17 protein-coding genes are annotated in these 21,517 nt (G+C 41.5%); 3 read left to right on the top strand and 14 right to left on the bottom strand.

Annotation, left to right across the window (positions count from 1 at the left end; all coding sequences use genetic code 11):
• Positions 1-22: 22 nt before the first annotated feature.
• From MK403_RS07390 to MK403_RS07370, 5 genes are all read right to left on the bottom strand, one after another.
• Entirely contained in the window at positions 23-1,201 is a 1,179-nt protein-coding gene (locus tag MK403_RS07390) for a hypothetical protein (protein WP_268709433.1), read from the bottom strand.
• A 17-nt stretch (positions 1,202-1,218) separates the two neighbouring features.
• Positions 1,219-4,872 (bottom strand): helicase-exonuclease AddAB subunit AddA, encoded by a 3,654-nt coding sequence (addA, locus tag MK403_RS07385; RefSeq protein ID WP_268709432.1) that lies wholly within the window; start codon positions 4,870-4,872, stop codon positions 1,219-1,221.
• Positions 4,869-8,144 carry an ATP-dependent nuclease subunit B gene (rexB, locus tag MK403_RS07380; RefSeq protein ID WP_268709431.1) on the bottom strand — a complete coding sequence of 1,092 codons (3,276 nt, stop codon included), beginning with the start codon at positions 8,142-8,144 and terminating at the stop codon, positions 4,869-4,871. The genes addA and rexB overlap by 4 nt, the downstream gene beginning before the upstream one ends.
• Positions 8,145-8,250: 106 nt before the next feature.
• The gene (locus MK403_RS07375) at positions 8,251-8,670 is read right to left on the bottom strand and encodes an EVE domain-containing protein (RefSeq protein WP_084976258.1); all 420 of its coding nucleotides are present in this window, start codon (positions 8,668-8,670) and stop codon (positions 8,251-8,253) included.
• The gene (locus tag MK403_RS07370) at positions 8,663-9,124 is read right to left on the bottom strand and encodes a MarR family winged helix-turn-helix transcriptional regulator (RefSeq protein ID WP_084976257.1); all 462 of its coding nucleotides are present in this window, start codon (positions 9,122-9,124) and stop codon (positions 8,663-8,665) included. The genes MK403_RS07375 and MK403_RS07370 overlap by 8 nt, the downstream gene beginning before the upstream one ends.
• Before the next feature lie 146 nt (positions 9,125-9,270).
• Here MK403_RS07370 and MK403_RS07365 point away from each other — a divergent pair, with 146 nt between their 5' ends.
• The 3 genes from MK403_RS07365 to MK403_RS07355 all read left to right on the top strand — a co-directional run bounded on the left by MK403_RS07365 (position 9,271) and on the right by MK403_RS07355 (position 11,891).
• Positions 9,271-10,080, top strand: coding sequence for a Cof-type HAD-IIB family hydrolase (locus tag MK403_RS07365; RefSeq protein WP_084976256.1), 810 nt, complete (start codon positions 9,271-9,273; stop codon positions 10,078-10,080).
• Positions 10,081-10,219: 139 nt separating this feature from the next.
• Positions 10,220-11,128 (top strand): ABC transporter ATP-binding protein, encoded by a 909-nt coding sequence (locus tag MK403_RS07360; RefSeq protein ID WP_268709430.1) that lies wholly within the window; start codon positions 10,220-10,222, stop codon positions 11,126-11,128.
• A gap of 10 nt (positions 11,129-11,138) precedes the next feature.
• On the top strand, positions 11,139-11,891 hold the full coding sequence (locus MK403_RS07355) for an ABC transporter permease (protein ID WP_268709429.1): 753 nt from the start codon (positions 11,139-11,141) through the stop codon (positions 11,889-11,891).
• Positions 11,892-11,929: 38 nt separating this feature from the next.
• Here the strand turns inward: MK403_RS07355 and MK403_RS07350 are convergent, their stop codons facing one another.
• From MK403_RS07350 to MK403_RS07310, 9 genes are all read right to left on the bottom strand, one after another.
• Entirely contained in the window at positions 11,930-12,808 is an 879-nt protein-coding gene (locus MK403_RS07350) for a sensor histidine kinase (protein WP_268709428.1), read from the bottom strand.
• Positions 12,808-13,506, bottom strand: coding sequence for a response regulator transcription factor (locus tag MK403_RS07345; RefSeq protein ID WP_268709427.1), 699 nt, complete (start codon positions 13,504-13,506; stop codon positions 12,808-12,810). Before MK403_RS07345 ends, MK403_RS07350 begins: the two co-directional genes overlap by 1 nt.
• A 105-nt stretch (positions 13,507-13,611) precedes the next feature.
• Positions 13,612-14,349, bottom strand: coding sequence for a TraX family protein (locus MK403_RS07340; RefSeq protein ID WP_268709426.1), 738 nt, complete (start codon positions 14,347-14,349; stop codon positions 13,612-13,614).
• A gap of 143 nt (positions 14,350-14,492) precedes the next feature.
• A complete protein-coding gene (gene aguB, locus MK403_RS07335; RefSeq protein WP_001246750.1) occupies positions 14,493-15,368 on the bottom strand; it encodes an N-carbamoylputrescine amidase in 876 nt (291 codons plus the stop codon).
• Positions 15,369-15,377: 9 nt separating this feature from the next.
• Positions 15,378-16,463, bottom strand: a complete 1,086-nt coding sequence (gene aguA, locus MK403_RS07330) for an agmatine deiminase (RefSeq protein ID WP_268709425.1) — start codon at positions 16,461-16,463, stop codon at positions 15,378-15,380.
• A complete protein-coding gene (nspC, locus tag MK403_RS07325; RefSeq protein ID WP_268709424.1) occupies positions 16,460-17,587 on the bottom strand; it encodes a carboxynorspermidine decarboxylase in 1,128 nt (375 codons plus the stop codon). Before nspC ends, aguA begins: the two co-directional genes overlap by 4 nt.
• Positions 17,587-18,846 carry a saccharopine dehydrogenase family protein gene (locus MK403_RS07320; protein WP_268709423.1) on the bottom strand — a complete coding sequence of 420 codons (1,260 nt, stop codon included), beginning with the start codon at positions 18,844-18,846 and terminating at the stop codon, positions 17,587-17,589. Before MK403_RS07320 ends, nspC begins: the two co-directional genes overlap by 1 nt.
• Positions 18,843-19,703: a polyamine aminopropyltransferase gene (speE, locus tag MK403_RS07315; protein ID WP_000366713.1), complete on the bottom strand. Its 861-nt coding sequence runs from the start codon at positions 19,701-19,703 to the stop codon at positions 18,843-18,845. The genes MK403_RS07320 and speE overlap by 4 nt, the downstream gene beginning before the upstream one ends.
• Positions 19,704-21,164, bottom strand: a complete 1,461-nt coding sequence (locus MK403_RS07310) for an aminotransferase class I/II-fold pyridoxal phosphate-dependent enzyme (RefSeq protein ID WP_268709422.1) — start codon at positions 21,162-21,164, stop codon at positions 19,704-19,706.
• Between the last annotated feature and the right edge of the window lie 353 nt (positions 21,165-21,517).

Genomic DNA, 21,517 nt, shown 5'->3' with positions numbered 1-21,517 from the left:
CATAGACAAGGTAGGATTTTTTCTATATGAGTAACCTATCTAAAAATGGGTGAAGGCAGTTTGTCAAAATCCCTCTAATCCAGCTTTCTTGTGCTGATGATAGATGTTCTGCCTGAAGGCATTCTTTTAGAAAATCTCGGACTCGTTCTGGTGTAATTTCAAACTCAAAGACTTTCATCTTGTAGAAAAAGTCTATGAGATGCTCAGATAAGTAATCATCTGAAAAGGCTACTTCTCCACTTTTTCGATATTCTAATAGGAGCCGAGAAAATCTAGCTTTTTCATCAGGCAAACCACGAAAATAAGAATTAAGAAGCCAAGTCTGCTTCTGCTTTCGTTCAATAGGATCTTGATTTGCAATTCGCTGTTCCTTTTCCAGCTCTTTCTGGTTTTGTTTAGCCTTGATAGCCCGTTCGTCTCTATTCTTACCAAAGAGGATTTTTTCCCATTTTCGTTCTTCTTGGGTCAAGGTTTCTGTAAAGCCGAAGTAATCTTGATAGGCTCGTTCTGCAGGTCCCATAGCAAGAATAAGGTTGTCAGCGTATTGCTTGGCGATTTTATCTCTTTTCTTGCGTTCTTTCTCTGCTTGAACCCGTAAATGCTGCTCGTAGTCAAATTTCTCCTTGCCAAGTTTGACAAGGTAGAGTTGTTCATCGGTCTTACCAAGTAAAAAGGGTTTGATACACTTTTCCAGCACTTCTTCCATACGAGCCTTCTTCTTTGGATCTGCCTTGGTCCAACTTCCGCCTTGAAAGACTTCTAGGAAGAGCTGATAGTCTTTCTCAGGCGCAAATTGATTGCCACGATTGGCTTTGAAAACACCTTTCTCCCAAAACCATTTTAGAAGTCGTTCGTCAAAGTCGTTTTTATTGACCTTGATTTTTCCTTTATTTTGAGCCTTTTTGGTTAAATTTCCAACTTTTCTGAGCAATTTTTCTTCCTCTTCGAGTTGCTGGTCGAGGCTAATACGATGAAAATGGCGAACACAATCACTACCGATTGGAAAGAGGCGTTGGTCTGTAACTCCGTTAAAGAGTTCGTAAGCGTACTTAATCGCATTTCCACAGATACAATTACTACGGCCAATGCCATTAAAAATCAAGGAAACTTCATTCCATTCCTTGGTAGCTTGATCCCAAGTATCGGCTTTTGAAGCCTGTAAAACCGCATCGTGCAGGGATTTTCTAACTGGAAGTGTCATGAGGTCTCCTTTCTAGATTATATTTTTACAACTTGAACCTCGTCTTTACCGAGTAAAATTAGGTATTTTTCAATATTTTCAATCGAATAGGCACGAGATAAGGCTTCTTCATAGAGGGCTAACTGACCACGATAGCGGTCTATAAGTTGACTTGGTTGATCGTAACGGTCTGTCTTATAGTCGAAAAGAACGATACGATCCTCATAAAGCAGATAGCCGTCCAAAATCCCACGAACAACGAAGTCTTCCTGACTTTTTTGGTCTCGCTTGAGCATAGAAAAAGGTTGCTCGCGATAAAGATGGCTGGTATTAGCGAGAATCTCCTGACCAAGTGGTGTGTCAAAGAATGCTAGAATTTTAGAAAGATTGATCTTGTCTCTAACAGCTGGGCTAGTCTGAACTTGTTTGAGTGTTTCTGTTAGACTAGCAAGGGTTGGTTGCTGACTAAGGTCAATTCTCTGCATAAGTTCATGAGTAGCACTACCAATCTCAGCTCCAGTTACCTTTTCTTTACTTGAAAAATTAGGTAAATCAAAGCTGATTTTCTTCTCTGGTGATTTGGTTTGGTTAGCAATTTGAACACCCTCCATATCCATAACGGGTTCGTAGAATTTCTTGATTTGGCTTGGAGTCTGGACACTAGGAAGTTCAATGGCTGCGAGGTGAAGAATATTATAGACTTCCACCTCTTTCAGCATTTCAAGAGCTTCTTTAATCGTTTCAGACTGGCGGTTGTCTGCTTGAGAACTATCTTGTAGAGGGCTCTTGTTTTCCAATTGACCGATGGCTTCTCTGGTCAGTTGGTCTTCACCAACAAAGCGATAGCTAAAGTTGAGATTGTCCTTGGCAAATACTTTACTGATAGCCCAGATCCAATCTTGGAAATTTCTTGCTTGCAGTCTGGTATTGCTACCTAATTTTCCGCTCTCAGCTGCCAGGTATTCCTTTGCTTCCAGCTTTTCACGAGACCCCTTGCCGACAAGATATAGCTTTTTCTCTGCTCTCGTCATGGCAACATACAGTAGACGCATCTGCTCTGAATAGCTAGCCAGTTGCAGTTCTTTCTCATTCTGCGTATAAGTTAGGCTAGGAATGGAGAGTTTGATGGTTTTAGGATAGTGTGCTTCCACTGCTCCTGTTTCCACCTTGGCAATGTATTTGACACCAAGCCCATTTTGACGGCTGAGAATGACGTCTGACATCGAGTCTTGCTTGTTGAAGTCCTGATCCATATTGAGGATAAAGACATAAGGAAACTCCAAACCTTTGCTCTTGTGAATGGTCATGAGTTCCACGGCATCTTTAGGCGGTGCGACGGCTACGCTTGCGAGATCGTGCTGGGCTTCTAGGACTTGGTCAATCATACGTATAAAACGCGACAAGCCCTTGAAATTACTCTTTTCAAACTGGTCAGCGCGCAGAGCTAGGGCATAAAGATTAGCTTGTCTAGCAGGTCCGTTTGGCAAAGCTCCAACATAGTCATAATAAAAACGGTCATTATAAATCTTCCAAATCAAATCATAGAGAGAGTGCGTTTTGGCATACAAGCGCCAAGAATCTAAAATATCCATGAACTGATTTAATTTTTCTGCTAGAGATTTATGAATCAAGTTTTTCTGACTTGTTGCGAGTTTTTGAGCATTGACCAGTTTCTCATAGAGATTTTCTTGGGCCTTATCTTCTGCTTTCTGAAGGGACAAGCGTGCCAATTCGTCCTCATCGAAACTAAACATAGGAGACTTCATAAGTGCAACTAAGGCATAATCTTGCAAGGGATTGTGGATGACACGAAGAGTGTCTAGCATGACTTGTACTTCTAAGGATTGGAGATAATTGTTTTGCTCACCGTCGGTTTTGACAGGAATCCCATACTCAGACAGGGCGAGGAGAATCTGGTCATTTCGACTGCGACTGGAAGTCAAAAGGGCTATTTTTTTAAAGGTAACGCCTTTTTCCTGATGAAGCTTCAGGATTTCCTTGATGACTAGGCGCATTTCACCAGTTAGTTTCGTATCTGTTTGGCTCTCTTCCTCCTCTTGCCCGCTGTCGTCCTTATCGTAGAGGAGAAATTCTGCCTTGTTGCATGGATTAGGAGTTAGTTTGGTATTGGCAAAAACAAGCTGGTGCATGCTGTCATAGTTGATTTCGCCGACATCTTGGTCCATAAGGCGCCCAAAAACATCATTGGTAGCTGACAGCACTTCTGAACTACTACGGAAATTTTCCTTGAGCAAAATCAGCTTTCCTTCTTTAGGATTTTGCGCATAGCGTTGGAATTTTTCATTGAAAATCTGCGGGTCTGCCTGACGGAAACGATAGATGGACTGCTTGATATCTCCAACCATAAAGCGATTGTGACCATTCGACAGCAATTCCAGCATCCGTTCTTGAATATGGTTGGTATCCTGATACTCATCGACCATGACTTCGTGGAACCGTTCCTGATAAGCCTCGCGGACTTGTGGGAAATTCTCTAAAATCTCAATGGTGAAATGACTGATATCAGCGAATTCAAAGGCGTTTTCCTGACGTTTACGTTCTCGATAAGCCTCCACAAAATCACTCAGAAAGGTTTGGAAGGTTTTAGCTAGCTCCCAAGTATCTACATGATAATGTTCTTGGTAGTCGAGAATCGTTATCTGATCCACCAGTTGTCCTAGTTTAGCAAACTGGGCCTTTCTTTCTTCGTTGTAGGCATCAGCCAGTGGCTTCAATTCGGACTTACGACTGGAATTAGCCAGAGCTCGACCATTTTTCTCCTTAGAGATGACGACAATACGCGCAAGCACTGCTTGATAAGCCTGACTATCGGACTCTTGATTTAAGGAGCCAATTTCATCCAGAACCTGTTGAACAGCTTCTAAATAGGCAGCTTTTGGAAACTCCTTGGCATCGTTATCCAGATGATAACGGAAGAAACTTTCCAAATTCCAAAGCGCCTGTTTGATTTGCTCAGTTTGTTTGTCTTTTTCATTTGCAAAGTCAGCTTTTTTAAACCCTTTGAGGAAAGACTCGTTCAGCCATTTTTGGGGGCTACTGGTGGATTGAAGAAAATCATAGATTTTGTACACCTGTTGGCGCAGACCTCGTTCATCCTTGCCACGTCCAGCAAAGTTCTTCACCAAATGACCAAATTTCTCTTTATTTTCACCTTGGTAATGCTCTTCAAACACCTGATGAAAAACTTCATTTTTGAGGATTAACTGTTCACTTTCATTTTGCAAAATACGGAAGTTCGGTGCGATATCAATCAGATAACCATGCTTGCCAAGGAATTTTTGCGTGAAAGAGTCCATGGTTCCGATAGCAGCGTTTGGTAGATCTGCCAATTGACGTCCCAAGTGTTGTTTGAGATCGACATCATCGGTTTCTTGGATTTGTTGGCTGATTTTTTTCTCCAAGCGTTCTTTTAGTTCTGTAGCAGCCTTGACGGTAAAGGTCGAGATAAAGAGTTGACTGATTTCTACACCACGAGTTAATTGATCCAGAATACGCTCGGCCATGACAAAGGTTTTCCCTGAACCAGCAGACGCTGAAACAAGGATATTTTGCCCTGCCGTATAAATAGCTTCGATTTGCTCGGCAGTTTTCTTCTGTTCCTTGCTCGAATTCGCTTCTGCTTCTTGCAGTTTTTGAATCTCTTCCTCAGTTAAAAAGGAAATGGGCTTCATCGATTCAACTCCTCTCTCATTTTTTCAAACCAAGCTTGCTTGAGCTTTTCTCCGACCAGACGCTTGCCATCAGCTAAGTCCAACTTCTCTAGGAAACGAGCTTGTCCCAAGTGGTAATTGGCTTCAAATCCTGTGATGGCTTGATGTTGCTGAACGTACGGGGCAATACTTCTGCCATTTTCGGTATAGGGATTAATGGCGAACTGCCCTTCTAAAATCTTCTCAGCTGCCTTCTTGTAAAGATGGGCATTATAGTCTAGTAAGAGCTGGAACTCCTCATCTGTCAACTGGTTGGCCTTGTTTTTGTTGTAAAATTCGCCCAAATGACTGCTTTCTTTTTCTAAAAAGAGCCCCTGGTATTTCATTGACTTGCTGGCTTCAGCTACTGCTCCAGCCAAACTCTTAACAGCTAATAAAGATTGGACAGGCTCAGCCATTTCCAAGTACATGGCTCCGAAAAAGTTCTGTTCCCCTTCCTTTTTAAGGGCAGCAAGATAGGTAGGCAACTGGGAATTAAGTCCATTGAAGAAATGAGGAAACTGGAACTGGGTCAGACTAGACTTGTAGTCTACCACTCCTATCGCTCCATCAGCTTTCAGGCGGTCAATACGGTCAACCTTGCCTCGCACATGGACACTCCGACCATTATCCAATTGAATAAAGGCCTGATCTTTGCCGCCAAATGTTGCTTCCTCTTGAATGGTTTCAATGGCTGGATTATGACGAAGGATGTGGCCAGTAGTCCGAGCCACATCAAGTAAAACTTCCTTGGTAAATTGGGCTTCCAAACTTTCTTGATAAATAGCTTCAAATTCGCGTTCTTGGCTGGTTTCCTTAATGGCTTGTTCCAAACGCTGGTCAAATGGATTTTCAGCAGGGAGTTTCAAGGCACGTTCAAAAATACGATGCAAGAAATTCCCATGACTACGAGCATCTGGACGCAGGCGCAATTCTTCCTGCAAACCTAAGACATAACGGAGGAAATAACTGTATTCATTGCGGTAAAACTCCGTCAAACCAGACGTAGACAGGTAAAACTCCTTGTCAGCGGGATAGAGAGCCTGCAAGGTCTCTTTAGCTAATGGCTTGCTACTTGGACTAGTTGGGAGTGCTGGATTTGTAAGACCTTTTTGATCTAGTTTTTTCCCCATGACACGCGCCAGAACCTTGACAAAAGTTAAGTCTTGCTCAGTATTACTTGTCTCGCCATGCTGATGGTAGGCAACCAAACTAGACAAGAGACTGTGATATGACCCCATATCATCCTTAGACAGACCTTTGTGATGAATCTTCTTCTCTATCCGGCTAAATCCAAAACTCACCAGTTCCTGAAGATAAGCCGATTCCTTGCTCTCATTTTCATTGAGGAGACTTGGAGCGGATAACACCAACTGCTTACGAGCAGCATTGACTAAAGAAAGCATGGTATAGCGATTTTTCTTGAGATTTTCGCTACTTGAAATCAGTAATTGCGCTCCCTCTCCAGTCGCTTGGTTTAGGCTTTGTCTTTCTTCGTCTGTTAACAGACTGGTGTTTTGCGCAATTTTTGGTAAATGATCCTGAGTCAGCCCGATGGCATAGACAAAGTCAGCTGTCAGAGGGGCAATCAGATCGTAACTCTGCACCAGAACGGTGTCCACTGTCGCTGGAATGGTGCGATACTGAGACAAACTCATCCCAGAATGGAGCAAGGATAGAAAGTCCTCCAGGCTAACTTGCGAACCAGCAAAAACCGTCGCAAATTGTTCTAAAACATGGCAGAAAGCTTTCCAAACTTCAGCTTGTCTTTCTTGATCTAGGGTTTCCATAGTAACTGTTAAGTCTTGCATCTGCTTACTTAAAGCAGCATTTTTTAGAAAAGTATTCCACTTTTGCAAGAGATTTTCAGTCTTTTGCTTCCGACTGGCAAATAAGGTTTCAAGTGGCGCCAAAACGCGCAGACGAAGAGAATTTAAACGCTCTAAATCAAATTTTCCGTGGTGGGATTTTGTGAAGGTCTGCTGAAAAGCTGGCAATCCATTGATGCCAAGATAGCGGATATATTGCTCAAAAGCATCAATATCCGCTTGGCTAAGGTCAGTATACAGACCAGTTCGGAGGAGATTAATCAAATCTTCCTGACGGAAACGGTAACGTTTCAAACGCAAAATAGATTCGACATACTGGGTTAAGGGATGGTGAGCCATGGATTCACTTCTACCAAGATAGAATGGAATCTGGTACTGGTCAAAAATAGTTTTCAGTGATAGCTGGTAAGAAGCCACATCACCCAAGAGAATACGAAAATGCTTGTAACTCAGTTCTGGATGGTCATGTAATTTCTGACGAATAGCGCGAGCCACCAACTCCAACTCTTCCTTTTGTGTCAAACAAGACCAAATTTGCAGATTTTCACGATCCTTCTCATCGACATCTAAAGTGAGTTCTGAAAAATCATAAGAAGACTCCAGCAAACGAGAGGCCTTGTCAAAGCTATCCATCTTCTCATGAGTCTGAGAACGATCCTGAGCAGGCGTTTGGTATTTTGCACCCAAATGATGAAGAAATTCCACACTGGCTTGATAGAGATTCCCTTCAGTGAACGGACTAGTATAGGCTTTCTTGCTTGCATAGGCCCCAATAACAATCTCGGCACCTTTTCGATGGAGTAGATCCACTACACGCTCTTCCTCGGCAGAAAAACGGGTAAATCCGTCAATGACTAAAGCAAGTTGACTGAAATCACTACTTACCTTGTCATTCTCAATAGCCTCAATCAAATGGGACAACTGACTTCCCTGAGACAACTGACCTTGATTAAGATAGGCAGTCACTTTCTCAAAAATCAAGAGTAAGTCTGCCCGCTTGTCCTCATCTGTCAAACTTTCCAAGTCCAAAAAGCTCATTTGAGCAGTCGTCATCTCATGATAAAGTTCAACCAACTGCTGGATAAATTGAGGATCCTGCTTAATCGTACCATAAACACGTAAGTCCTTGGGATTTAGTTCTGCAAGACATTTATAAAAAGCCATCCCAAGCCCGATGTCATCTAGACTCGTCTTAGCTGGCAAATCATTTAAAACCAGGTAACGAGCCATCTGAGCGAAACGCGTAACGGTAATCGCAAAAGAAGCCTGCTGGGACAAGCATTCCAGCACGGCGCGTTCCTTTTCAAAAGAAAGAGAGTTGGGGGCAATGTAGAAGACACGCTTGCCCACAGCAACCAGCTCTTCCGCTTCTCTAGTCAGAATTTCTGTCAAAGAAGTCCGAATATCAGTATAAAATAATTTCATCTCAGCCTCGTTTGGTTTATCAAAGTTTCTTACTCTATTATAGCAAAGTTCGCTTCACAGTCCAAATCCAAAATTCTAGTTGACAATCATTTAATTTGCAAATCAATCATCCTTCATCATCCACTTTCATATGCTGAAAGATATAGAGGAAAAAGTCTTTGGAAACTTCAAAATGTCCATAACGAAGTCGAGAAGTATAGTCTTTCCATTCAGGATGTTGTCTGGCTATTTCTATGGAGCAATCTTTGACTGGTTGATAATACTCGACATTTCGTCTAAAGGGAAAGAATCCTTCAAACTGCTCTACTTGATAGGCTTTGTCATCTGTAATTTTACCTACGGCCACAAAAGCCTGTAACTTATCTTGACTGTTCATATCGTATTTGGGACTATAGTATAAAAGATAGTCACCTTTTTTCATACGGTTTAAAGGCCCCCCCTTTCCATGACAGACCTGACAGAAATTCCCTTCAACTCCTCTTAAAACATGGTTCTTCGAAACAACTCCGACCCAATATCTAGGCATTTTTATCCTCCAACTCTACTAAAAAGCGATTAAAAACTTCTCTATCTTCAGAAAGTTTATCAAAAAATTCTTCATCAACCCCTTCTACTAAAGGTAAAGCTTGATTGACCTTCTCCGCGCCAGACTTCGTCACTGAGACAAGTTTTGCCCGACTATCCTTTGGGTGTTGATCGCGTCTAATGTAGTCTTTCTTCTCCAGTAGCCTAACAATCTGGGAAACCGTCATGACATCCATACCGGTGAACCGAGCGATATCAACTTGCGTTACATATTCCTCTCTATTGCTCAAAAACAAGAGCGAGGTTAAAACGATAAATTGAGGCAAAGTGAGACCAACTAATTTCAAGACTCTTTTTAAGTTGCTTTCCCACTTGTTGTAGACTTTGATGAACAGAAGACCTGTAGACTCTGTTTCATCATTTTTGTAAATTGAATTAAATTGATACTTTGTCATTATTTCTCCTTAAATATTAAGTATACATATTATATAAGAATTTATTTTGTTTTTCAAGAAAAGGAAAGTCAAATGTTACTATTCTGTCAGACATTTCATAGTCTATATGCTATAATAAAAGCAAAACACCTAGAAAAGGAAGTCTTATGATTAAACTACTAGCCTTGGATATGGACGGAACCCTCCTTAACGAAGCCAAGGAAATCCCGCAAGCCCACATCACTGCTATTCACCAAGCCATTGAAAAAGGTGTCAAACTGGTTCTCTGTACAGGTCGCCCGCTTTTCGGTGTTCTTCCCTACTATAAAAAACTAGGACTGGACCTCCAGAATGAGTACGTCATTGTCAATAATGGTTGTTCAACTCACCAGACCAGTGACTGGGGTCTAGTTGACTGGCAAGAACTTAGTCCAGCTGACATTGAATACCTCTATGACTTAGCAGAAAAAAGCGACGTCCAGTTGACTCTTTTTGATGAGAAACATTATTTTGTTCTCGGTGGTAAGCCTAATGAAATCGTTCAAAATGATGCCAAACTAGTCTTTTCAGACCTGACTGAAATTTCCCTTGAGGAAGCAACTAGTGGTAAGTATCGTATGTTCCAAGGCATGTTTTTGGGAACAAAAGAGCAAACAGACGATTTTGAGCAGCGGTTTGCTGAGGAACTCTGTCAACGATTTAGCGGCGTTCGTTCGCAGCCTGTCATTTATGAAGCCATGCCACTTGGAACGACAAAGGCTACTGCTCTTTCTCGACTAGCTGCGATTTTGAAGATCGAGTCCTCAGAAATTATGGCCATGGGCGATGCCAATAACGATATCGAAATGCTTCAGTTTGCAGGACTTGGCATTGCTATGGGAAATGCCAGCAATCATGTCAAATCCCTTGCTAATGACGTTACAGCCAGTAATGAAGAAGACGGCGTTGCGCGTGCCATTGAGAAGTATATTTTATAATTGAGAGGCCCAGTTCATATCAACTGGGTTTTGTTTTTTAGAATCATAAAACTTTAGAAACTCTTTAGAATTACTTGAACTTTCTTTGATTTCTATAGCTTATACTAAAGTTAGAAAAATAAATCAAAAGGAGAAAATCATGAAAACAGTACTCGAAATTCATGGACTGACCAAACAATTTGGTAAACAAGCTATTCTTCAAGATCTTAGTCTAATCATAAAAGAGGGAGATATTTATGGTCTAATTGGAAAAAATGGAGCAGGTAAAACTACTCTTATTAAAATCATTACACAATTATTGTTTGCGGACAAAGGTACAGTTTCCCTCTTTTCTAGTCAAGGACAAAATGAGTGGACCAAGGCTTTATCTCGAGTTGGTTCTGTTATCGAATCACCTGTAGCCCATAATCATTTAACAGCTTATCAAAATCTGAAATATTATTGTATGATTCGTCATATCCCAAATGCTGATAAGGTGATTCATGAGACCTTGGACTATGTTGGCTTGTCAGATACAGGGAAAAAAGTCTTTCGTGATTTCTCACTAGGAATGAAACAAAGACTTGGCATCGCCATTGCCCTCCTATCCAAACCTGACTTCCTTATTCTTGATGAACCCATTAACGGTCTCGATCCGATTGGAATCAAAGAATTTCGTCTGATGATTCAGCGACTCAATCAAGAAAAAGGCATAACTATCCTCATCTCTAGCCATATCTTGTCAGAACTCTATCTCTTAGCTAATCGCTTTGGTATTCTGGATCAAGGTAAGATTATCCGTGAAATCAGTAAAGCCGAGTTTGAAACACTGAGTGAGGATTATATTGTTCTTAAAACAAGCGATAAAGAAAGAGCTTGTCAGGTATTGAAAGAACAAATCCAACTCCAGTTTAAGGTTGTCAATCCTGAAAATGAAATCCATATCTTTGGTAATGAACAAGATGTCAAACAGATTCTCAAGCAACTAACTTTGTCCGATGTTGCTATTGATGAGATTTACTTTGCCCGTCAAAACCTAGAAGAATACTTCACACAATTGGTAGAATAGGAGAAAAATCATGATACATACCATTCAAGCAGATTTTTACCGTCTTTTCCGCTCCAAAGGATTCTGGATTACAGAATTCATTCTCTTTGTTCTCTTGCTAATGGGTGCCACTATCGGGGCTACAGGACATTTAATGTCAGTAAATACAACACCACCAGAGACTCCAACCCATGGTTGGGACGGCGTTCAAGCTCTTATCAACACGTCTAGCAATGGTTCAAACCTCGTTTTTCTCTGTATTGTTCTAGCATGTCTCGTTCTCGGAGTTGATCTAATCGGCAAGCTCTATAAAAATAGTTTGACTGTTGGCGTTTCTCGTACAGAGTTTTTCTTCGCTAAATCCTTTGTACTAGCAAGTATCGCTCTCTTGCAGCTCATCGCCAGCCTTGTGATTTCTTTTGTTCCCTCAACTCTACTAAACGGACTTGGTACGATGCCTGATGGTTTTATTACAAACCTCCTCTTAACGATTTTCCTTCAACTTCTCTGCCTCCTCGCTTGGCTTTCGATTGTTTCCTTTATTCTCTATGTGACTCACTCCTACCTTGCCGTATTTATCGGCTATCTAGTTACCTCTATCATCTTTTCTATGCCAATGCTTATCTTTCCAAATATCGCAATTTTACGATATCTGAGCTTAAATTTTGCCTATGCCATGACTGCTGATAGTCAATCAGTTCTCTATACCATAACGGTTTGCATCGCTATCATACTTTTCTTCTCTCTCAGTGGACTGACTGTTTTCAAGAAGAAAAGTTTATAAAAAGAACCTCCTCTAGGATATAGAGGAGATTTCTTCTGTTAAAAATAAATAAAGACTGAAAACCATTCTCCATCAGCAACTAGCTTCATATCCGCTCCAAGAAGATGAACTAATTCCTCAGTAATATAGAGACCTAAACCAGAGGATTCTTCTGTATCCGACATATTTTCAGAATAAAAACGATTGCTGAGATTGTCTATATTCTTGATAGATTTTTTGACTAGATTATCAATTTCCAAAACAAGCCCCTTTTCTTCCTTTTTCAAAGAAAGTCGAGCCTTCTCCTTGCCGTGCTTGAGAACATTTCCAAGGAGGTTTTGTATAATTCGATCAAGCAAGTCCTCATCAGTCGTCGTTTTCAATCCAGGTTCAACGTTAAAATCAAGAACAATATGTGAAGTTTGAAAAACATCGTAATAGGCTAAAGTCTTTTTCGTTATAAAAGTTGATAAATCAAGCTCTTCCAGTTTCGGTTTGACTGCTCCTTCCATCAAATGACGGTATTCAAGGAGAGCCTCCAAACGTTTGGAAACCAAATCCTGATGATGGGCTATTTTATTTAAGGTTTCTGAACTATTATCGGGATGTTTTATTAGTTGCTGGGTATATCCTGAAGCGATTGTCAAAGGTGTCCGAATATCATGAGCAATGTTACTGATTGCCATATCTAGGGTGCGTTTTTCACGCTTCATGATTAGCTGGTTTTGCTCCACTTCTTGAAATAGATTCTCAATTTGGTTATGTAGACGCAAAATGGTCTTTGAAAAGAAATTTACCCCGATCCTCTTCATGCTACCAGAGCGAATCTTTTCTTCCATTTGTCTGCTTAAATCTCTAATTGCTATATGATAGCGAATCAAAGAAATCGCTAAAATAATGTTAGTAAGGAGCAATATTGATATCAAAATATAATTCATTATTTGTCTCCTTTTAATCGGACACCAACTCCCCAAATGGTTTCGATGTATTCGTGATTTGGATCCAGTTGGTGCAGTTTTTTACGGAGATTGCTTAGATGTGTGTTGAGCGTATTGTCTCCAGGCAGGTAACTTTCTTCCCAAATCAATTCATAGAGTTCTTCTTTGGTGAAGATCTTTTTAGGATGATGGAGCAACATTTGGAGAATCTGGCACTCTTTCTTTGCGAGGCGAATGGTTTCAGTTGCGCTGCTTATTTCAAAACTATCCGCATCGAACTGGATATTTTTAAAGTTTTGTACGAGGTTATCAATTTCTCTTCGATCTTCTGACTTATGTTCACCACTTTGGCGTAATTGCACAGTGACTCTGGCAAATACTTCGTCCAAATCAAAAGGTTTGACTATATAGTCATTGGCGCCATCTAAGAGGTATTGGCTGATGAGCTTTTTATCACCTAAAGCAGTGAGCATGATAACTGGAGTCTGACTAGTCAGTCGAATGGTTTGCAAGACTTGGTCGCCATTTTTCCCAGGGAGCATGATATCTAGCAAGACGAGATCAATGCCACCTTTTTCAAATTGCATTATACCTTCTGTTCCAGAAAATGCTTGGATCACTTCGTGTTCCTCTGCAAGAAGGGTTCTCAAGATTTCCTGGATTTCATTATTATCTTCAATTACAAGTATACTCGCCATAAACCTCTTCCTTTCTAAAACTATTATAACATGTTTTATTAGGAATTTCAGATACAGAAAAACTCCTCTCACATTTTAAGTAAGAAGGAGCTAATGAAAATGAATCTACTTAACCAAATAAGCAATCAGGGTTATAATCCATAAATGAGCTGGGTAGAAAATATAAAAGAAATATTTACTCCAGCTGGTTTCCTTTCCTCGCTGTCCATTATACAAGGCCATAAAAGGAAATACGGTGACAAAGAGCCAGTCAGAATTATAAAGCATCATCTCCAAGGTTTGGTACCATGTGTCGTAAATTTGGATGGAAGTCACTAACAAGAAGGCCCACAGAAAGGCATATAGGAGATTTCGCAAGCCCTTGCGATTTCGACAAGAGTAACTAATCAAGAGAAATGGTAGCATGGTGATACCACCCTCAGTAAAAAGACAACCGAAAATCAAGAGAACAGCAAGCCCAATCCGACGCCACAACTTCTCCTTTTTATCCAACTCTTTGCTGGGAAAACCAACCCAAAGCATGGTGACACCGATGGCCAAAGTCAAGAAAATATTATTAGTAACCATTACACCCTTAGAGGCAAACAGAGTATTGAGAAGGCTATTTCCAGCAAACATGATAAGCGCCCAACTCCAGAGACGGATAAGGTAGTTTTTCAAATTTCGAGTATGGATAAATCCTTCCATAGCCATATAGGCAAACCAAACTCCCACACAACGGGTCAAGGCGTGGAAAATACCTTCCCACAGAGGAGAAACGATCCCTGTGATATGAGGGATATGGTCTAGAACCATTACTGCCGCCATCAGATACTTCAACTGAGTTGCATTCCATTTTTTCATAATAAACCTCTTTCTTTTGATCTACATAGAGTATAGCATACATTTCTACGTATAATCGTACACCCATCTTACATTTAAAAAGCCTATCTTACATTTTTGTAAGACAGGCGTGAATATCAAAAATTTATTATGAAATTTATCTTCTAGTCGGTAATCCGTTGGTACATTTCTGGTCTTCTATCTCGAAACAGTCCCCAGTTGAGGCGTTCACTTGCTCCCTTATCAAGGTCATAAGTTGCTAACAGAACAGCTTCTCCTTGTCTTTCAGCTCGCTCTAGAATAGCTCCTGTTTCATCCGTCATAAAGGACGAACCGTAAAAGTCAAGACTGGAACTCTGTCCACCATTTTCTTCACTAGGAGTGACTTCCTCCAAACCGTAGCGATTAGCTGCAATGACCGGGACAATATTGGCTGCTGCGTGCCCCTGCATGGTACGTTGCCAATGACCACAGCTATCTGTATCCAAGATTGGTTCTGAACCAATAGCTGTTGGATAAAAGAGCAATTCAGCACCATTTAACGCAAGACAACGGGCTGTTTCAGGGAACCATTGATCCCAACAGATGCCGATGCCAATCTTAGCGTAGCGCGTATCCCAGACCTTGAAACCAATGTTACCAGGCGTGAAATAAAACTTTTCTTGATAGTAATGATCATCTGGTATGTGGGTCTTCCGATAGACGCCCAGCACTTCCCCATCTGCATCAATAACGGCAATAGAGTTATACAAGACATTACCATCTTTTTCATAGAAACTAATCGGCAGAACAACCTGTAGTTCTTTAGCAATCACCTTAAAATGCTGAATGGCTGTATTTTCTGTCACTGACTGGGCATACTGGTAGTAGTCATACTGGCGTTCCTGACAGAAATAAGGACGTTCAAATAACTCTGGTAAGAGAATGATTTGTGCGCCTTTGTCTGCAGCTTGACGTACTAAACGCTCCGCTGTTTGGATATTTGTTGCCACATCCTTGGTACATTGCATCTGGATTGCTGCAACTCTTACATTTCTCATCTTTTTCTCCTATTCAGGGATTTGTTGGGTGATACAGTGGATATTGCCACCACCTAAAAGAATATCTCTAGCTGGGATTCCGACAACTTTACGATCTGGGAAATAGTTGCTGAGGATATCTAGGGCCACTTGGTCGTTTTTATCTTGAAATTGGGGAACAAGGACAGCCTTGTTGGCAATATAGAAATTGACATAGGAAGCCGCAAGACGCTCGCCCTCATAACGCTCCTCTTCCCCTTCTTCATAGGTATAGCCTGGTAAATCTTCTTTAGTGACAACCTGACGAATAGCTGGGATAGGCAATTTATGAATAGTGAAGGGACGACCTTTTGCATCCATCTCTTTCTCTAAAAGAGCTAAATCAGCTGCAGACATGGCATACTGGGGATCGTTTTGATCATCTGTCCAAGCTAAGACAAGTTCCGCAGGACCAACGAAAGCGGCAACATTGTCAACGTGTTCATTAGTTTCGTCCTGATAAATACCATAAGGCAGCCAGATAACTTTTTCAGCGCCAAGGCTCTCTAATAAGGTGTTTTCAATTTGCTCTTTAGACAGGTGGGGATTGCGTCCAGGACTTAGAAGACAACTTTCAGTCACAAGAATGGTTCCTTGACCATCACTATGGATCGCGCCGCCTTCCAGTACAAAAGGTTTGGCATCATAGACAGGCATTTCCAAGACCTCAGCAAACCGACTGGCTACTTGGTCATCATCTTCATAATCTTGGTAGAGACCATCTACAGCCCCACCCCAAGCATTGAAAGACCAGTCTACTGCCAACTTTTCTCTTTTATCATTGACGAGAATAGTCGGACCCGTATCACGCGCCCAGGCATCATTAGTAGGAATGTCTAGATAAACAACCTTGTCTCCAAGATAGGATTGGGCTTCAGATAGATAGTCCTGCTCCACCAAAAGATAAACAGTTTCCCCTTCTGCTATGGTCTTTATAATTTGGCTAAATGCTCTTTTGGCCGCCTTTCCTTGGAAGGACCATGAACCTGGTCGAGTCGGCCAGATCATGAGGGTTCCATGATGTGGTTCGTACTCTGCTGGCATACGATAGCCTAATTTCTTTGGACTGTCCATCATGATAATCTCCCTTTAAAGTCTTGATAACCGAAGGCTTTGACTAGACTACAGTCACCTCGCTCGTCCATGAGATAGAGACTTGGGAGGCCAATACCATTAAAGGTATTATTTTTGACAAAGGAATAGATTGCCATGTCTTCAAAGTAAAGTCTATCACCGATTTGGACTGGATTTTCAAAACTATAATCACCAATCACATCGCCCGTCAGACAGGTATTGGAAGAAAGTCTGTAGGTATGGATTTTTTCCTGCGCCTCAAATCCATTTCTCAAAGGTGGACGATAGGGCATTTCAAGTACATCTGGCATATGGCAGGTCGCGGAGGCATCTAAAACCAGGATTTCCATACTGTTTTCGACAATATCCAATACTTCAGTTGCTAGATAACCCGCATTGAGCGCAATAGCTTCACCCGGCTCGATATAGACTTCAAGATTGTAAGTTTCTCGGATACGCTTGATTTCAGAAATCAGCAAATCCACATCATAGTCTTCTCTCGTTATGTGGTGTCCTCCACCCATATTGAGCCATTTGACCTCATGTAAATAAGGTCCAAACTGTTCTTCTACAGCTTTCAAAGTCGTCTCTAAATCATCTGCCCCTTGTTCACAAAGGGTATGAAAATGAAGGCCATCCACCAAGTCCAGCAAATCACTCGGTATCTTGTCTAAAGTCACTCCGAACCGGGAGCCAGGTGCACAAGGATCATAGAGCGCGTGATTTCCTTGAGTAGAACATTGAGGGTTGAGGCGTAAACCGACACCAATACCAGCCTCACAGCAACGAGGACCGTGTTTACGCAACTGTCTCTCTGAGTTAAAGACGATATGGTCCGTTATCTCTAGCAATTCCTCCAAGTCTGCATCCTTGAAAGCTGGCGCAAAGACATGGACTTCACCTTGAAACTCATCTCTAGCTAGCTTGGCCTCATAGAGTCCACTAGCTGTTGTACCTGATAGATACTGGCTAATCAAGGGATAGGTTTTGTAGAGGGAATATGCCTTCTGGGCAAGCAAAACCTTGCAACCAGCTTCTTCTTGAACATATTGTAGGATACGGCAGTTTGCTTTTAACTTGGCTAGGTCAATAACATAGGCTGGTGTGGGTACTTGTTCTAGCTTCATTAGTCCACCATTTGTGGATTTTCTACCACAACCCAAGGCAAACCATACTCATTCAAAGCTTCCATAAATGGATCTGGATCCAATTCTTCAAGGTTATAGACTCCGGGTTGTTTCCAAGTTCCATTCATCACTAATTTAGTCCCAATCATGGCTGGAACGCCTGTCGTGTAAGAAATTGCTTGTGAATCAACTTCTGCGTAACATTCCTGATGGTCACAAACATTGTAGATATAGATGGTCTTTTCAACACCGTCTTTGACACCTGTAAAGATACAGCCGATATTGGTCTTACCAACAGTACGTGGTCCAAGGCTAGCAGGATCTGGAAGCAAGGCTTTCAAGAATTGGATTGGAACAATTTCTTGTCCATTGAAGTTAATGGTATCCGTACGAAGGAGACCAACGTTTTCCAAGCATTTCATGTGGGTTAGATAAGATTGACCAAAAGTCATAAAGAAACGAATCCGTTTGACTCCAGGAATGTTCTTAGCCAATGATTCAATTTCTTCATGATGAAGGAGATACATGTCTTTTTGCCCGACTTGAGGGAAATCGTACTCACGCTTGATAGACATGGCTTCAACTTCGACCCATTTTCCATCTTCCCAGTAAGAACCTGGCGCAGAAACCTCGCGGAGGTTGATTTCTGGGTTGAAGTTTGTCGCAAATGGATAACCGTGGTCACCACCATTACAGTCTAAAATGTCGATATAGTGGATTTCATCAAAATAGTGCTTGAGAGCATAAGCTGAAAAGACACTGGTCACACCTGGGTCAAAACCAGAACCAAGAAGAGCTGTCAAGCCTGCTTCTTTGAATTTCTCCTGATAAGCCCACTGCCATGAGTAGTCAAAGTAAGCTGTAAAACCTAGTTCCTTGCAACGTTTTTCATAAATGGCGCGCCATTCAGGGTCTTCTGTATCCTCAGCCTCATAGTTGGCAGTATCTATATAGTGGACACCTGTCGCCAAACAAGCATCCATGATAGTTAAGTCTTGGTATGGCAGAGCTACGTTCAAAACGGCTTCTGGTTTGTAGCTTTCAATCAAAGCAATCACTTCTTCTACCTTATCAGCATCAAGAGCAGCTGTTTCAACCTTTGTACATGTTTTGCCTTCTAATTTAGCCTTCAAATCATCACATTTTGACTTTGTACGACTAGCAATCATAATCTCTGTAAATGTTTCGCTATCTTGGCAAATCTTTGAAATAGCAACTTGGGCAACACCCCCACATCCGATAACTAATAGACGACTCATTTTTTCCCTTCCTCTTCTTCTAAAATGTCTTCTACATACTTAGGCAACATAAAGGCTCCCACATGTAAGTTTGCAGTGTAGTATTCTGTGAAAAGCTGGCGTTTTTTCCAGCCTTCCTTATCAAAATCTTTAACAGGGTGGTATTTTTTCGATGCAAATCCAAATAGCCAATAGCCAGCTGGACTGGTTGGGATGTGCGCCTGATAAACCCGACTGATTGGAAAGGCTTGATTGACCTTACGGTGCATGCTTCGGCAAGCTGACTCATCTTCGTCAAAGAAAGGACTACCATGCTGATAAATCATGATACCGTCTTCTTTGAGAGCTCTGTAACTGTTTCCATAAAATTCCTTGGTAAAGAGCCCTTCCGTATGTCCAAATGGATCCGTCGCATCGTTGATAATGATATCGTAATCATCCTCACAGTTTCTCAAAAATCTCAGTCCATTTTGATAATAAATCGTAACACGAGGGTCATCTAGCCCTGCAGCAAAGTCTGGGAAATACTCACGACAAACCTCAACAAGCATTTCATCTGGTTCCACGATATCGATTTGCTCCAGTTCGGGATAGAGTGTTAATACTTGGGCAACTCCGCCGTCGCCACCCCCTATAACCAAGACTTTCTTTGGATTGGGATGGACAGCCATCGGTACGTGGACGGTCATTTCATTGTAGACAAAATCATCTGCATCTGAAAACAAGACATGGCCATTTAAGATTAATATTTTCCCAAAAGCGGGAGTATCTAATACTTCTATATCCTGCCATTCACTTTTTCCAGCGTAGAGTTGCTTAGCTGTTCTCAAAGATAATTTCACATCTGGAGTATGAACTTCAGAAAACCACAAATCCATCTAGTTCTCCTTTCTATCAATAACGTTGATGTGATTGACTTCTGGATCTTCCGTCCCTTGGAGGGAGCAACCACGTTCTTTGGCAAATAGGATATAATCCACAATTTCTCGTGTAATACGTTCACCTGGTGCTAGGATTGGAATCCCTGGAGGATAGCACATGACAAATTCCCCACAGACCTGTCCAACAGACTCATCCAAGGTTAAACTTCTTCTCTCTGAATAGAAGGCTTCCTGAGGAGACAGCACTAACTCTGGTTGGATATATTCTCCAGCAATCAAGTCCTTTCCATCTCTTGAATAGAGTCTCTTAATATCAGCCAAAGCACCGACCAGACGCTCTATATCTTGGATGCGATCGCCGATGGAAATATAAGCCAAGATATTGCCAATATCCCCAAACTCAATCTGAATATCATATTCGTCTCGCAGGAGGTCATAAACTTCGATACCTGTTAAGCCAATACCCTGAGTGTAGACTGACAGCTTGGTCACGTCAAAATCACAGACCGACACACCGTCTATTAACTCTTTTGAGTAGGCATAGTAACCACCGATAGCATTGATTTCACGACGAGCATACTCGGATAGTTCAATAACCTTCTCAAAAGACTCTTTACCACGAAGAGCTAGATTACGACGTGAAATATCAAGACTTGCCATCAACAAGTAAGAGGCAGATGTAGACTGGGCCAGGTTAATGATCTGTCGAACATATTCAGGATTCATACGCTCCCCGATAAGCAGGATGGAGCTCTGGGTCAAACTCCCACCAGACTTATGCATAGAGACCGCCGCCATATCAGCGCCAGCGTCCATAGCAGATAGTGGCAATTTGTCTGTAAAATGCAAATGCGCTCCATGAGCTTCATCTACTAAAACCAGCATGCTAGCTTTATGAGCCATTTCCGTTAAACCCTTGAGGTCTGAACAAATCCCATAGTAGGTAGGATTGTTGATTAGGATAGCTTTAGCATCCGAATGTTCCTTGATGGCCTGTGCAACACGGTCATTTTCAAGACCTAAAGCGATACCAATTTTAGGATCTACACTCATCTCGATATAGATGGGAATGGCACCACATAGAACCAGCGCATTGATAGCAGATTTGTGAACATTTCGCGGCAGAATAATCTTATCTCCAGCCTTGCAGGTGGAAAGAATCATGGTTTGAACAGATGATGTTGTTCCACCAATCATGAGAAAGGCATGCGCTGCTCCAAAAGCATCCGCAGCCAGCTCCTCTGCATCTCGAATAATCGAAATGGGATGGCCTAGATTATCCAAGGGTTTCATAGAATTGACATCAATGCCAACACATTTTTCTCCCAACAATTCAACAAGTTCTGGATTTCCGCGTCCCCGCTTGTGACCTGGTACATCAAAGGGAACAATCCTTTTCTTTCGTAACTTAATCAGACCTTCATAAATAGGGGCCTGGTTCTGATCTAATTTTATCAAGACATACTCCTTTACCATATTTTTAGCGCCTAAAAAAATGAAGGCGACCAAAGCTTGACTTATGAAAAAAGAGCAGGTTTTCACCTGCTCTGCAATCTTCTGACGTTTTTATTTTGGTTTCTGTTGAGTATGTCTGTTCCCGATGTTTCCTAACTCTCTAGTAGCAAATATTACGTACTTTATTGATCGTTTCACAAGATGACGTGTGCTTTCACCACACTAAAATTTATGAATTAGGACAAGCGTCCTAACATCAACTTATAAAAGTAGGCTTTTAACCCTATCAATAATGCGGCTTTTCAACCACGCTTCGGCATTCAACCCTGCCTGTCCGTAGGCATTTTTTACTCGGG

This window comes from Streptococcus oralis (assembly GCF_026782285.1).
Lineage (GTDB): Bacteria > Bacillota > Bacilli > Lactobacillales > Streptococcaceae > Streptococcus > Streptococcus oralis_CG.
Note: the sequence above shows the minus strand (reverse complement) of the source record. Positions and strands in the feature narration are given on the sequence as shown.